Genomic DNA, 13,875 nt, shown 5'->3' on the forward strand with positions numbered 1-13,875 from the left:
CAAGCACCTCCCAAAAATATTCTTCTGAAAATGAATTCATTATAAAAAACAAAAACGTTATTATATATCTAATAAGAGTGATATCTTTTTTTGTTTTGATCGCTTTTGCCGATTATTACGTTTTTCCCACTTCAAAAACTAATGATGAAATAATACATTATTATGTCCAAACTTCTGGGAAGTCTAAACAAAAAATTTCTTATCATTATTTTACACAAAAAGGATTTACTTTTTCTACGGCAAAAGAGCGCATTAAAGAAAGTGATGTTTTCATCGAAACTTCTTTATTATTTAAATTTACAACAAAAGTAAAGTCCAAGACAAAAGATTATACCGATATGCTTTCTAGTGGCTTAAGTAGCAGTGGAATTCAATTTTACACTTGCCTTATTTTGCTTTTTTCACTAGGAATTAGCGTCAAAATAATGCTTTCAAAAAAAGGTTTTTCTGAAAACACATTTTATAATATTGTTTGTTTTAATTCCTTCATGATATTTATATGTGTCTATATGGCATATTTGTTTTAAAACAGTTTTTTTAGAAAACAGAGAATACTCAAAGCTCTGTTCCAAGTTTTGAGAGAACTTTATCCAGCTCATCAAAATGTTCCGCATTTGCTGACGAATAAAAAAGCTGCTCATTACTCATTACAATAATTACTTCATCGTCATGATTTCCATAGAAGCTGATGCCTTCTGCCCATTGTGCAAAAGAAACTCCTTTGTTTTTATACTTTTCAACAATCACTTTTAAATCCTTATCCTCTATTTCATAAAAACATTCAGCAGTATATTCTAACGCAAAACCAGCCTGAAGAAAAGCCATAGCTTCAAAGAAATCCGTTAAAGTTTCTGTTTCCTGTTTCCAATCTTTTTCATCATAACTCATATACACAGGCGGATTCGGTTTTGACAAATCGTCTTTATGAATTCCCCAGACACAAACTCTTTGATTTTCAGCATAAAAAATCAAATAATCATTATGTTTAAAATATTGAAATTGATCTGGTTTGTTTAAAGAATCCTGTGTATTATTTAGATTTTCGATTTTACCCAATTCGCTATAATAATCAATGAAAGCTTTTGGAAGATCTCCGAAAATGTCTTTTATAATCTGAATTTCATCTTCACTAAAACCGTTAGGTTCAGTAATTCCAAAAAGTTTTTTTATTGTTGAAAAGTCCGTCATAAATTAGCCGAAAGTTTTATTCTGTCAAAAGAGACAACATTAGTTAATATATTTTAAATGGCTATCCATAACTTATAATTAACTAAATTTTGCTACAGATTACACAAAATTACACAAATTAATTTGCGCAAATTTCGGTTAAAATTAAGTTTCCCAAACTTTCAGTCTGCAAACCAGACTATGAACTTCAAATCCATAGATTTGTTTAAAAAAAATCCTTAAAAACTTTTTAATCTATAGCTTTAAAACAAATTTAGTTGGCTTATTGAAAAATCAATCCATTATCTTTTTGATTGCTTTTTTGAATACGACAATATATCAATGTTAAGATTACTGCTTTTCTATGTATTTTGTCAAAGAAGAAATCAGGTTTAAAATTTACCAAAAGTTTTTTAACGGTAATTTTACACTCCTAATTAAAACTAATATTTTTACAATTAACTTTTTACAAGCAATCTAAAGCATATGAAACCCGTTACTATAGAAGATATTGCTAGGCGTTTATCTGTACCAGTTTCGACTGTATCAAAAGCATTTCGTAATGTTAAAAGTATTGACCCCTATTTAAAAGATCAGATTGATCATTTGAGTCAGAAACTGGGTTACAATCCAGATATCCAAACCTTTGATATATCTTCAGAAACTAAAAATATTGGCTTTGTTGTACCTAAAGTAACAACCCCTTTTTTTGCAAAAGTACTTCGAGGAATACGAAAAACCCTTGATCCGTTAGGGTATAAAATTATAATTCTGGAATCTTATAAAAACGCAGAAAGGGAAAGGGAAAACCTTTTTCAGCTGGAAGCTTTTAAGGTCGACGGTATCATTTTGAGTCCCTGTGATGAAAGGTCCAATAATTATATTTGCCAAGTATTGATACAAAGAGGTGTTCCTATCGTTATATTCGACAAGAAGGCAACTATATATGACATTGGCATTCTGAATATTAACGAGTATCTTATCGGGCATCGCAGGTACGAGGAATTGGTACATAATGGATACAGAAAAACAGCATGGCTTATGGGAAAAACTGAATTTAGAGCTATTTCTGAAAATGCCCGTGGATATGACCATATCATGAAAAAACAAGGAATTGATTCATCTCTTATTATAAAAACAGCTAGTTTTGAGACCGACGATGTGAAAACTGCACTAAAAAATTTCCTTGAATCCAATATTGAATTTGACAGTATTTTTGCCTACTCGAATTCACTTGCAATAGATGCTTTACGTTATTTGCAAAGCCAGAATATTCCAATAACTGAAAATGCTATTTCCTACTATTTGGGACCAGAGTCTACGAATTTAGAAAAGCCGCTACCAGGAATGGGTGAAACCACCGCGGAATTATTACTTGATAAAATAAATGATAAATTAGACCCTGAAAAAGCTATTTTCTTTGACAACGAATTTATTGACATGTATCTAGGAAGTGGAAAAAGCTGGACAATTTGTGCTGGTCGTGAAAGTCTCTTTTTTAAGAAAAAAAGACCAAAAAAGAGAAAAAAGTAAACAGTCTTATTATGTTGAAATGAATACTGAATTTCATCTTCAGTAAAAACCGTTAGGTTCAGTAATTCCAAAAAGTTTTTTTATTGTTGAAAAGTCTGTCATGATTTCAGATTATTTTCGTCTTTCGAGAAAAAAACGTTTCATTAAATCGGCAGCTTCATTTGCCATTACGCCAGAAACCACAGTCGTTTTTGGATGCAGTTTTGTTCCCATATTTAAAAAGCCACGTTGTTCGTCTCTTGCGCCAAAAACGATTTTAGAAATCTGGCTCCAATACAAAGCTCCAGCACACATTTGACAGGGCTCGAGCGTTACATAAAGCGTGCAATCTTTTAAATACTTTCCGCCAAGGAAATTGGCTGCAGCTGTTATCGACTGCATTTCGGCATGGGCAGTAACATCATTTAGTAATTCTGTCAAATTATGACTTCGTGCTATAATTTTATCAGCCACGACAATTACAGCTCCAACAGGAATTTCGCCTTTATCAAAAGCTATTTCAGCTTCCTGCAAAGCTTTTTTCATAAAATATTCGTCGGTGAAAGGATTTATCATAACTACAAAAGTAAAACTTTACACATTATTTTTATTACATTTAATTTTTGAAATTCGAGCATGGATAAAAAATACAAAATAACTATACCGGAACCTTGTCAGGAAGACTGGAATCAGATGACGCCAAACGAAAACGGCCGTTTCTGCATGAACTGTTCTAAAACGGTTGTTGATTTTACGTCTATGCTTCCAGAAGAAATTCAGCATTATTTTATTCAAAATCAAAACGAAAAGTTCTGTGGACATTTTAGAAAATCCCAGTTAGATACTATCACAATTCAAATTCCAAGTCGTATTCTATATACTCAGGCACATTATCATAAAATGTTTTTACTGGCGTTATTCATAACAATGGGAACGACTTTGTTTAGTTGTGCTGATAATGAAGGAAACAAAGTGAAAATTGATAAAATTGAAGTGGTAGAAGACAATTCTCTAAAAAATCTTGACAAATCTAACAGTGAAGATAGTCTATCAAAAAAAGCAGCTCTTCCTCTATTCAGTAGATTAGAAGATATAAACGAAATACCTGGAACAGCTAATGGATCTAGCTATAGTTATTATTCTGAAACCCTCACTGGAGTCCCAGCCTATGAAAGTATAGAGATATCTCCAGATTATCCGGGCGGGTTTGAGAAATTTGGTACGTTTATTAAAAATGAATTTCAGATTCCCAAAAAGGTTAGACGAGTTACTGGAGAAATTGAGGTTTCTTTTGTGGTGAATAAAGTCGGAACTTTAGAACAAATTAAGGTTTTTGATAATATTGGCCACCAAACAGGAGAAGAAATTATTCGGGTTTTGCAAAATTCAAAAAAATGGATGCCAAAGATAATTGATGGAAAACCAATACCTGATACTATTAGAATGAATATTGTTTTAGGAAAAGACAGTTTGAATACTGAAAGAAAAGACAGAAAGTTTTCAAAAATAGTTTCAATTAATCGGGTAACCGAAAAGAATAACAGTATAAGTCAGATAAATTAAATGCCAAATAATGGGGCAAAAGTATAAAATAGCAATTCCTGAACCGTGCCATGAAAACTGGGACAAAATGACGCCAAACGAAAACGGCCGTTTCTGCATGAACTGTTCTAAAACGGTTGTTGATTTTACGTCTATGCTTCCAGAAGAAATTCAGCATTATTTTATTCAAAATCAAAACGAAAAGATTTGCGGGAGATTTAGAAAGTCTCAACTTGAGATTATACAAATACAGATTCCAAGTCAAGTTTTATACTCCCAGACAAATTATCATAAAATATTTTTATTAGCATTGTTTATTGCAATGGGAACCACTTTATTCAGCTGTCAAGATAAGGACGGAAATAAGAAAAAAATTGATACTGTAGAAGTTGTTGAGGATTCTGTAAAAACAAAGATTATTGATAAAAACTCATCATTAAAAGATACTCTATACAAAGAACCTTCTCAACACAAAAAGTCTAAAACGAATATTAACCTTACAATAGGATGCCTTGTTGAAGAACCTAAAGTAATACAAGTGACAGAGCCAATTTATAATAACGAATCCTACATATTAGGTGGCGCAGGCTTACTTACTATATTGCCCAGTTATCCAGGTGGAATTCAAAAGTTTTATGATATGATACAAAATAGATTTGAACTCCCTAGAAAAGCCCAAAAAAGTGAGGGTATTATTCAGGCCTCGTTTTCTGTTGAAAAAGATGGATCAATGGGAGGTCTCAAAATAATCAACGATATTGGCAATGCAACTGGCGATGAACTTTTAAGGGTTTTAAAAACCACTCCCAAATGGAGTCCAGGTCAGGAAGAGGGAAAAACAACAATAAACTATTACAATATATTGGTTACAATACAAAAAGACAGCCTGAACGAGAAAAGAAGAAAAAGGAAATTCTCAAAGATAACAGCAGTCAAAATTCAGGAAATAAATCAAGACGAAGTTCAATAGATTTCAAATGGAAAGCAAATACAAAATAACGATACCGAAACCGTGTAAGAAAGACTGGAACCAGATGACACCGACTGGGGATGGTCGTTTCTGTATGAACTGTTCTAAAACCGTTATTGATTTTTCTGTTATGCTTCCTGAAGAAATTCAGCATTTTTTCATTCAAAATCAGAATGAAAGAATTTGTGGCAGGTTTAAAGATTCGCAATTACAGACAATCCAGATTCAAATTCCAAGTCAGGTTTTGTATATGCAAACAAAGTATCATAAAATGTTTTTGCTTGCGCTTTTCATTGCAATGGGAACTACTCTGTTTAGCTGTGCAGATAAAGATGGAAACAAAAATAAGATTGATAAAATAGAAATTGTTGATAACATAGGGCAAATTCAAGATGATGAAGAAGTCGTTTCTTCCTGCTATGGCCATCAGATAGAATCTAAAAAACCTAAAAAAGAACGCGACGAGAGGATTACCATGGGGATTGTGCTATCACCTCCTCGTTTTGATGAAAGAGGATCTTTCAAATACGACATTATATACAATCAAAATGACTTGGATGTTCTTCCTGTTCCTGAAAATGGCATGAAAAAATTCTACGATTTTTTCAATAAAAATTATGTTGCTCCCGATAAAACAGAAAAGTATCGTGGAAAAATATTTATTTTATTTGTTGTCGAAGAAGATGGAAGTTTGAGTAATTTTAACCCGATTAAGGATACCCCGAAAGAAATTGGAGAAGAAGCAATCAGAATTTTAGAAGCAGCTCCAACTTGGATTCCGGGAAAACTTAAAAATCGTGCTGTACGGTCATCTTACACTTTACCGATCACAATTCAATAATGAAAAAAAAACATAAAATAAATGCTCCTACAAAGTATTACAAATCGTTTTTACTAATACTGTACACAGGTTTTATAACAGTTGTATTTAGCTGTCAAAATAAGGAAGATAAAAAACAAGATGCCAAAAGTATTGAAGTTGCAGTAGATTCTACAACAAAGAAATCAACTGTTTTAGAGAAGACTGCAAATAATAAAAAATCAGACCAAACAATATCAGCAACTAATAAAGCTGAACAAATTGAATTTAGAAAATCCACTCCGATAGTTTCTGAAAAAACTGCCAAAGAAAAAGTTGTCAAGGAAAAAACCTCAAAACCGGAGAAAGTAGAAAAAGAGGATGCTCCAAAAACCACAAAACCGCCTTCAAATTTAAATGCTGAATTTCCGGGTGGCATCGATCAATTTCATACTTTCTTCATGAAAGAATATAAAAAACCGGAAGGCGTCTATTATTGGAAACTCAATTTTACTCTAGCTTTTGCAGTAGAAAAAAATGGTACAGTTTCGTTTCTTGAATGTTCTCCAGCCGTTGAAGAGCCTTTGGAAAAAGAGATCGTCAGGGTTTTGAATTTATGTCCGAAATGGCAACCCGGCGAATCAAACGGAAAAAAAATCAGAATGCAATATTCTGTACCTATTTTATTGAAATAAGACGCAAGAAGAAATTAAATTTAAAACCGTAAATTTGCTTTTTTCCTTACAATGAAAAGCGATTTACTTTCGAACATATACAATCCAGCCGATTTACGTCTTTTAAAAGAAGAGCAGTTAACTCAACTGGCTCAGGAACTACGCAGATTTATTATTGATGTAGTTTCTGTAAAAGAAGGCCATTTGGGTGCAAGTCTAGGTGTAATCGAATTGACTATTGCTTTGCATTACGTTTTTAATACTCCTGATGATTTATTGGTTTGGGATGTTGGACACCAAGCTTACGGACATAAAATCTTGACCGAAAGAAGAGAAAATTTTCATACTAACAGACAGCTTAATGGAATTTCTGGTTTTCCAAAAAGAGACGAAAGCATTTACGATACTTTTGGCGTTGGGCATTCTTCTACTTCTATTTCTGCAGCACTCGGAATGGCGATTGCTTCCAGTTTAAAAGGTGATTTCGAAAAAGAACACATTGCAGTTATCGGCGACGCATCAATTGCCAGCGGAATGGCTTTTGAAGGCCTCAATCACGCGGGAGTTACCGATGCTAATATTCTAGTGATTCTAAACGATAATGCCATTGGAATTGATCCAAGCGTGGGAGCTTTAAAAAAATATCTGACTTCGGTTAAAACCGGAAAAAATCCGAGGCAGAACAATATTATCAAATCCTTAAATTTTGATTACTCTGGCCCAATTGACGGTCATGATTTACCGCTTTTGATTGAAGAATTAAATCGACTTAAAAAGATAAAAGGCCCTAAATTTCTTCATATTGTAACTACAAAAGGAAAAGGTTTACAGCAAGCTGAGGAAAATCAAGTAAAATATCATGCTCCTGGAAAATTTGATGCTTCAACTGGTGAAATTCATATAAAATATGAAGAAAACCTGCCTCCAAAATATCAGGATGTTTTTGGCCTAACGATTCTGGATTTAGCGCGAAAAAATGAAAAGATAATCGGAATTACACCTGCAATGCCATCCGGAAGTTCTTTAAAATTTATGATGGAAGAAATTCCCGAACGCGCCTTTGATGTCGGAATTGCAGAACAACACGCCGTAACGCTGGCTGCCGGAATGGCAACTCAAGGAATGACGGTTTACTGCAATATCTATTCGACTTTTTTACAGCGTGCCTACGATCAGGTTATTCATGATGTTGCACTGCAAAATCTACCTGTAATATTTTGCCTTGACAGAGCCGGTCTGGTAGGCGAAGATGGTGCGACACATCATGGCGTTTTTGACATTGCATACCTGCGATCAATCCCGAATATGATTATTTATGCACCTATAAATGAAATAGCGCTACAAAATATATTGTACACTGCCCAATTAAGTCTGAATAATCCTATAGCAATTCGATATCCGAGGGGACGTGGAGTCGTTGCAGACTGGGAAGTAAATAATTTCGGACGGTACAAAACCGTTAAAATCGGAGAAGCTTCCTGCTTGAAAAACGGAACAAAAACAGCTGTTTTATCAACAGGAACTATCGGCAATAATGTTATTTCTGCTCTTAACGAATGTTCTAATCCTGAAAACATCGCCCATTATGACTTTCCGTTCATAAAGCCTTTAGATTACAATACATTACATCATATTTTTACAAACTTTGAATCTATTATTACAATTGAAGACGGCGTAAAAAACGGCGGTTTCGGAAGTGCAGTTTTAGAGTTTGCGGCATCAAATAATTATAAAAACAAAATGCAACTTTTAGGTATTCCTGACCATTTCATCGAACATGGAACAGTGAACGAGTTGCAACAAATTTGTAATGTCGACGTTAAAAGTTTAATAAATCTTTTTTCAAACGAAGCAAAATAAGTATTTTGCAGCGCCAAAAAAAAACTAAAATAAGCCTAATGAAATTATTGCGTTCTACCCTTTTGCTTTTATTGCTTCTGTGTACTTCTAATAACTTTGCCCAGATTATACAAACCACTTTAAGTCCCAATCAAGCGCCAAAACCGCCTTCTAACTGGACCAAAAGAAATCAGCTTGGTTTTGATATTTCAGAGATTGCTTTTGTAAACTGGAGCGCGGGGGGAACAAGTTCTATTTCAGGCTTATTTAAGGGAGAATTTAATAGAACCTATGTTAAAGACAATCATAAATGGGTGAACGAACTTATTGTAAAATATGGTTTAAATAAGCAGGACGGAATTGAATTACGAAAAACCGATGATGCCGTTCAGTTTAACTCTACATACGGTTTTAGAAAAGATACTGCTTCAAACTGGTATTATTCATCTAAATTGAATTTCAATACTCAATTTACAAACGGTTACAATTATCCTAACAGAGATATTGCGATTTCCAAACCTTTTGCACCTGCTTATATCTTTCTGGGAGCTGGAGCTGAAAATTCTAACAAACAAAAAAACAGAACTTTCTATTTCTCTCCTATTACGTTAAAAACAACTTTGGTTTTAGATCAATATCTTGCCAATCAAGGAGCATTTGGTGTTAAAAAAGCAACTTACATCTCTGATCCTTTAAATCCAGACACAAAAATTCTGATTGAAGAAGGTCAGAAAGTAAAAGCCGAATTTGGTATTCTTTTTACTGGCTACATGAAAAGCGAGGTTTATAAAAATGTTTTCTACGAAAACCGACTAAGTCTTTATACCGATTACTTAAACAAATTCGGAAATGTAGATATCGATTATGATACGCGCTTGGATTTGGTTGTAAATGCTTATGTAAAAGCAAACATTGGCGTTCATTTGATTTATGACGATGATATTAAAACAAAAAAAGATGTAGTTGACCCTACAACAGGAAGCAAAACACAGGTAAATGACGGACCAAGAATGCAGTTAAGACAAGTACTGGGAGTTGGTTTGGTTTATGCTTTCAAATAATAAATATTTCTGATAAGTTTGCTTATCACAATTCATAAGAAAGGAGCTGTCTTTTTGAGATAGCTCCTTTCTTATATACATTTTTAAGGAATTTAACGCTTCTTGCGTCCACTGATCATTTCGTACAATTCAAGTGCATTTCCGTCTGTCAGAAGCGAAACATAATGACAAATATGAAGCAGGCGCTCGTACAAACTGCCTTTCTCTAAATGATGTTTTTCGGGAAGCATTTTTAGAATCAGCTTATCGTAATTTGACGCGTTCCCATCATATTTATTATTAAACGCTGTTATAAATTTATCTAATAAAGTCTGAATGATTTGATAGCCAACTATTTCTTTCTCAATCACTTCTCTACTCTGGTAGATTTTATCGATACTTAACTTAATAATATCGTCCATCTGCGCTTTGTATTTGCTTTTTTCTGTTAAAGCAAAAGGGAAATTCCCTGCCAAGATTGCTTCTTCATTTTCAATGAAAACATCAACAGCATCATTAATCAAAGCTCCGATGGCCAAAGCACGCAAATAGCTAATTCTGTCTTCTTTGGTTTCTAGCATATTGTATTTCTCAATACCAATATTATCTTTTACCAGTTTAATAAGATATTCAAGAGCATAATCTTCAGAAACCAAACCGAGATTTATTCCGTCTTCAAAATCAATAATAGTGTAACAGATATCATCGGCCGCTTCCACCAAATAAGCCAAAGGATGTCTTTCAAACCCTAAATCACCTTCTTCTTTGTTTGGAATCAAGCCCATATCTTCGGCAACTTCTTCAAAGAAAACTTTGTCTGTCTGAAAGAAACCGTATTTTTTATCTGCAATATTATTGGTCGGTTTTTTAGGAAGACTTTCTTTTGGATATTTCATAAAAGCGCCCAAAGTCGCATACGAAATCCTAAGTCCGCCTTCAATTCCTGGACGACTTGCTGTTAATACCGAAAATCCATTGGCATTTCCTTCAAAATCAATTAAATCCTGCCATTGTTTTGCGGTAAGTTTGTCTTTGTATTTTAATCCTTTTCCACTCGAAAAATACTCTCCAATCGCTTTTTCCCCCGAATGCCCGAAAGGAGGATTTCCTATATCGTGTGCTAAAGAAGCAGCCGCTACAATTGCTCCAAAATCGTTCATATGATAACCGTGAGCTTCTTTCAAATAGGGATATTTTTCGATGATTTTTTTTCCGACCAAACGCCCTAGAGATCTTCCTACAACAGAAACTTCAAGACTGTGCGTCAATCGGGTATGTACGAAATCGGTTTTAGAAAGCGGAATAACCTGGGTTTTATCCTGTAAAGAACGAAATGCGGCCGAAAAGATAATTCGGTCATAATCGACCTCGAATCCTAAACGTGTATCATCTTGTTCTGCACGTAATCTTTTGCTTGTATCGCCTTGTCTTTTTAATGATAAAAGTTGTTCCCAGTTCATTTTTTAATTTTAGATTTCTGATTTTAGATTTTAGATTTTTCATCTAAAGGTCAAAAATACGTTTTATTTTAGGATAATATTCAATAAAAATAGGGCAACAGATTAATTTGAAGCAGAAAATTTACGTTTTCAAAAGTACGTTTTGTCCCGCTATCCGCTATATCTTTTTCTGTCTAAAGAAGCCAGAAAAAGGATATCGCTGCTATCGGGGCTAGACAACAAACTTTAGTTTTCAAAAAATCTTTAGCAAAAAAAAGCGCTACAATTTGAAGCGCTTTTTTTCATGTTTATGTAAAACCTAAGTCTAGAAGTTTTTTGAAAGACCTATTGAAAACGATTGTCCGAAATTGAATCCAAATGTTTTTGTTTTGTAACTACTTCCAGTTGCACTATCACTATCCAAAGACGAATAATTTAATCCGCCAATATTAAAATTCAAACCAAAACCTTTTGAAATATCAATAAAAATTGCGGGAGTTACGCTCGCATAAAATCCATTGCTATCATTATAAGTTTGTCCCACTGCACTTGTAAATGTTTCTTTTCTGTTGCGATAACCAACACCCAAATCTGCATAGGCAGAAAAAATAGAACCTAAAGGCTTGCTATAACGTACAAATCCACCAAAGCCATAAACCTTATCTCTATATTGACTTCCTTCAAAAGAAGTTTGTTTAACATTTATAAAATTACCTTCAATACCTGCTGTCCAGTTTTCATGAAACTGATACCCGATTTTAGGCTGGATACCAAAGCCGTTTTGTTTATTTTCTGAATTGAAACCTGAATTCTTTTGAGAATTGTACGATACATTTCCCATAACCAAAACAGATCCTTTTTGAGCATTTGCGTAACCACATAAAGCTAACGCAAGAATAAGTAACATTTTTTTCATAATTGTATATGTTTAAAATTTTGTAAGTATTTCGCAACAATAATGCCGTTATTCCCTAACTATTCTAAACCACATTTACAAAGTTTTGACTAACAATATTTTAAAAGAAAAGTTTACATATTCTTTAACATAATTCTTACAATAAACAAAAAAGCATCTGCTGATGCAGATGCTTTTCTGAAATTGAATTTATAAAACTTAAGACTAGAAGTTTTTAGAAATTCCGATATTGAATGTTTGACCGAAATTGAAGTAGAAATTACTAACATCAGCACCATTGTTATCGTAGCTTAAAGTTTCGAATCCTAAACCTCCAATGCTGAAGTTAAGACCAAAACCTTTTTTCATGTTGATGAAAAGAGCTGGAGTTACATTTGCGTAAACACCATCTGCTTTAGATTTGAAAAAGCTGTTTCCTGGACCGTACTCTTTGTATTTTTGGTTTTGAGCACCAACTCCCATATCTGCGAAAACAGAGAAAGTTTGGTTCAACGGCACAGAGTAACGTACGAATGCTCCAATTTTGAAACCGTTAAGTTTTTCTTCAACATTTCCGTTATCGTTTGTAGAAGAAGTTACTGCAAATTCACCCCCAACTGTCCAGTTATCGTGGAACTGATAACCTACTTTTGGAGAGAAAGTAAATGAGTTAACTTTTTCTTCGCTAAATTGAAATTCTGTTTTTTCAGAAGCGTAAGAAATGTTTCCACCAACTAAGATTGTCCCTTTTTGTGCATTTGCAAAACTACCGATAGCTAAAAGAGCCATCACTAAAATTTTTTTTGTCATGTTTAATTTATTTTTGTTGAATTTAAGTTTCCTTTAACAATAACGATGCCGTGAATTAAGGGTTTTAAGTTTTTTTTATGATTACTTTAAAATATAAAATACTGTGGTTAGAATTATTTTCTGTTTATTTTTGCAGTAAATAAAAAGTCATGTCGATAGTAGTAAACAACATATCAAAAAGTTACGGAACACAAAAAGCGTTAAACTCAATTTCGTTCTCTATACAAAAAGGAGAAATTGTTGGATTTTTAGGCCCAAACGGAGCCGGCAAATCTACCTTGATGAAAATTTTGACCACTTATTTACTGGCAGACGAAGGTCAGGCCCTTGTAAATGGTCACGATGTCATGACAAATACAAAAGCAGTCCAACAATCAATTGGGTACCTTCCAGAGCATAATCCGCTGTATTTGGATTTGTATATTCGTGAGTATTTGGCTTTTAATGCCGATGTTTATAAAGTTCCGAAATCAAGAATCGAAGAAGTTATACAACTGACAGGACTGACACCAGAAAGCCATAAAAAGATTGGACAATTGTCTAAAGGTTACCGTCAACGTGTAGGACTTGCAAATGCTTTGCTACACGACCCTGAGGTTTTGATTTTGGATGAGCCAACTACTGGTCTGGATCCGAACCAGTTAATGGAAATTAGAAATGTGATTAAAAATGCGGGGAAAAATAAAACTGTTTTTCTCTCAACACATATTATGCAGGAAGTTGAAGCCATCTGCGACCGTGTCATAATTATTGACAAAGGACAAATTGTAGCCGACAATAAATTAGATCATTTAGTTGCCGCAAGCAAAGAGCAGGTTATTGAAGTCGAATTTGACTACAAAGTTGAAGAGCAACTACTGGCTAAACTTCAAAATATCAGTTCATACGTCAATACACATGACATGACTTGGGAACTTACTTTTGTTACCGAAAAAGATATGCGTCCAGCAATTTTTGATTTTGCAAGCGAAAACGGCTTAAAAACCTTGCAACTCAATCAAAAGAATAAAAACCTCGAAGCTGTTTTTAGAGAAATCACCAAATAAACAGCCATTTTACGATATCATTTACATAAAAAAGCGATTTGTTTCTAAACAAATCGCTTTTTTAATAGGTAATTATTTCCTTTTTAAAACTTGCTAAACTCTCTTTTTCAATCGCTTACTAAATAGTATTCAAATTAATTTT

Annotated in this window: 13 protein-coding genes; 8 read left to right on the forward strand and 5 right to left on the reverse strand. The window is 33.6% G+C overall.

The annotated features are described in order from the left end of the window. Positions 1–555 precede the first annotated feature (555 nt). Positions 556–1,188: a hypothetical protein gene (locus ACFFLS_RS15210; protein WP_379684640.1), complete on the reverse strand. Its 633-nt coding sequence runs from the start codon at positions 1,186–1,188 to the stop codon at positions 556–558. Positions 1,189–1,653: 465 nt separating this feature from the next. Here ACFFLS_RS15210 and ACFFLS_RS15215 point away from each other — a divergent pair, with 465 nt between their 5' ends. Next, positions 1,654–2,700 carry a LacI family DNA-binding transcriptional regulator gene (locus ACFFLS_RS15215; protein WP_379684639.1) on the forward strand — a complete coding sequence of 349 codons (1,047 nt, stop codon included), beginning with the start codon at positions 1,654–1,656 and terminating at the stop codon, positions 2,698–2,700. A 111-nt stretch (positions 2,701–2,811) separates the two neighbouring features. Here ACFFLS_RS15215 and ACFFLS_RS15220 read toward each other — a convergent pair whose 3' ends face one another. Continuing rightward, complete coding sequence (locus ACFFLS_RS15220) at positions 2,812–3,255, reverse strand: nucleoside deaminase (RefSeq protein WP_379684638.1); 444 nt, start codon at positions 3,253–3,255, stop codon at positions 2,812–2,814. Between the two features lie 60 nt (positions 3,256–3,315). On the opposite strand from ACFFLS_RS15220, the gene ACFFLS_RS15225 reads away from it, so the two are divergent. Genes ACFFLS_RS15225 through ACFFLS_RS15250 form a run of 6 tightly spaced genes read left to right on the forward strand, consistent with a single transcriptional unit; the run spans position 3,316 to position 9,564 of the window. Beyond that, positions 3,316–4,242, forward strand: a complete 927-nt coding sequence (locus ACFFLS_RS15225) for an energy transducer TonB (protein WP_379684637.1) — start codon at positions 3,316–3,318, stop codon at positions 4,240–4,242. A 10-nt stretch (positions 4,243–4,252) separates the two neighbouring features. Beyond that, positions 4,253–5,191: a hypothetical protein gene (locus ACFFLS_RS15230; RefSeq protein ID WP_379684636.1), complete on the forward strand. Its 939-nt coding sequence runs from the start codon at positions 4,253–4,255 to the stop codon at positions 5,189–5,191. 7 nt (positions 5,192–5,198) lie between these two features. Further along, positions 5,199–6,032: an energy transducer TonB gene (locus tag ACFFLS_RS15235; protein ID WP_379684635.1), complete on the forward strand. Its 834-nt coding sequence runs from the start codon at positions 5,199–5,201 to the stop codon at positions 6,030–6,032. Further along, on the forward strand, positions 6,032–6,685 hold the full coding sequence (locus ACFFLS_RS15240; protein ID WP_379684634.1) for a hypothetical protein: 654 nt from the start codon (positions 6,032–6,034) through the stop codon (positions 6,683–6,685). The genes ACFFLS_RS15235 and ACFFLS_RS15240 overlap by 1 nt, the downstream gene beginning before the upstream one ends. 51 nt (positions 6,686–6,736) lie before the next feature. Further along, entirely contained in the window at positions 6,737–8,524 is a 1,788-nt protein-coding gene (locus tag ACFFLS_RS15245) for a 1-deoxy-D-xylulose-5-phosphate synthase (RefSeq protein ID WP_379684633.1), read from the forward strand. Between the two features lie 38 nt (positions 8,525–8,562). Next, complete coding sequence (locus ACFFLS_RS15250; protein ID WP_379684632.1) at positions 8,563–9,564, forward strand: DUF3078 domain-containing protein; 1,002 nt, start codon at positions 8,563–8,565, stop codon at positions 9,562–9,564. 92 nt (positions 9,565–9,656) lie between these two features. Here ACFFLS_RS15250 and ACFFLS_RS15255 read toward each other — a convergent pair whose 3' ends face one another. From ACFFLS_RS15255 to ACFFLS_RS15265, 3 genes are all read right to left on the reverse strand, one after another. After that, on the reverse strand, positions 9,657–11,003 hold the full coding sequence (locus tag ACFFLS_RS15255; protein WP_379684631.1) for a deoxyguanosinetriphosphate triphosphohydrolase: 1,347 nt from the start codon (positions 11,001–11,003) through the stop codon (positions 9,657–9,659). 304 nt (positions 11,004–11,307) lie between these two features. Then, the gene (locus ACFFLS_RS15260) at positions 11,308–11,898 is read right to left on the reverse strand and encodes an outer membrane beta-barrel protein (RefSeq protein ID WP_379684630.1); all 591 of its coding nucleotides are present in this window, start codon (positions 11,896–11,898) and stop codon (positions 11,308–11,310) included. A 204-nt stretch (positions 11,899–12,102) separates the two neighbouring features. Beyond that, positions 12,103–12,687, reverse strand: coding sequence for an outer membrane beta-barrel protein (locus ACFFLS_RS15265; protein ID WP_379684629.1), 585 nt, complete (start codon positions 12,685–12,687; stop codon positions 12,103–12,105). Positions 12,688–12,836: 149 nt separating this feature from the next. On the opposite strand from ACFFLS_RS15265, the gene gldA reads away from it, so the two are divergent. Continuing rightward, entirely contained in the window at positions 12,837–13,733 is an 897-nt protein-coding gene (gene gldA / locus ACFFLS_RS15270; protein WP_379684628.1) for a gliding motility-associated ABC transporter ATP-binding subunit GldA, read from the forward strand. Positions 13,734–13,875: the final 142 nt, after the last annotated feature.

The sequence above is a fragment of the Flavobacterium procerum genome, from assembly GCF_042431625.1.
Lineage (GTDB): Bacteria > Bacteroidota > Bacteroidia > Flavobacteriales > Flavobacteriaceae > Flavobacterium > Flavobacterium procerum.

Bases quoted from the DNA above. Each gene is read 5' to 3' on its own strand.
- ACFFLS_RS15210 (WP_379684640.1), bottom strand. From the start codon at position 1,188: ATGACGGACTTTTCAACAATAAAAAAACTTTTTGGAATTACTGAACCT.
- ACFFLS_RS15215 (WP_379684639.1), top strand. From the start codon at position 1,654: ATGAAACCCGTTACTATAGAAGATATTGCTAGGCGTTTATCTGTACCA.
- ACFFLS_RS15220 (WP_379684638.1), bottom strand. From the start codon at position 3,255: ATGATAAATCCTTTCACCGACGAATATTTTATGAAAAAAGCTTTGCAG.
- ACFFLS_RS15225 (WP_379684637.1), top strand. From the start codon at position 3,316: ATGGATAAAAAATACAAAATAACTATACCGGAACCTTGTCAGGAAGAC.
- ACFFLS_RS15230 (WP_379684636.1), top strand. From the start codon at position 4,253: ATGGGGCAAAAGTATAAAATAGCAATTCCTGAACCGTGCCATGAAAAC.
- ACFFLS_RS15235 (WP_379684635.1), top strand. From the start codon at position 5,199: ATGGAAAGCAAATACAAAATAACGATACCGAAACCGTGTAAGAAAGAC.
- ACFFLS_RS15240 (WP_379684634.1), top strand. From the start codon at position 6,032: ATGAAAAAAAAACATAAAATAAATGCTCCTACAAAGTATTACAAATCG.
- ACFFLS_RS15245 (WP_379684633.1), top strand. From the start codon at position 6,737: ATGAAAAGCGATTTACTTTCGAACATATACAATCCAGCCGATTTACGT.
- ACFFLS_RS15250 (WP_379684632.1), top strand. From the start codon at position 8,563: ATGAAATTATTGCGTTCTACCCTTTTGCTTTTATTGCTTCTGTGTACT.
- ACFFLS_RS15255 (WP_379684631.1), bottom strand. From the start codon at position 11,003: ATGAACTGGGAACAACTTTTATCATTAAAAAGACAAGGCGATACAAGC.
- ACFFLS_RS15260 (WP_379684630.1), bottom strand. From the start codon at position 11,898: ATGAAAAAAATGTTACTTATTCTTGCGTTAGCTTTATGTGGTTACGCA.
- ACFFLS_RS15265 (WP_379684629.1), bottom strand. From the start codon at position 12,687: ATGACAAAAAAAATTTTAGTGATGGCTCTTTTAGCTATCGGTAGTTTT.
- gldA (WP_379684628.1), top strand. From the start codon at position 12,837: ATGTCGATAGTAGTAAACAACATATCAAAAAGTTACGGAACACAAAAA.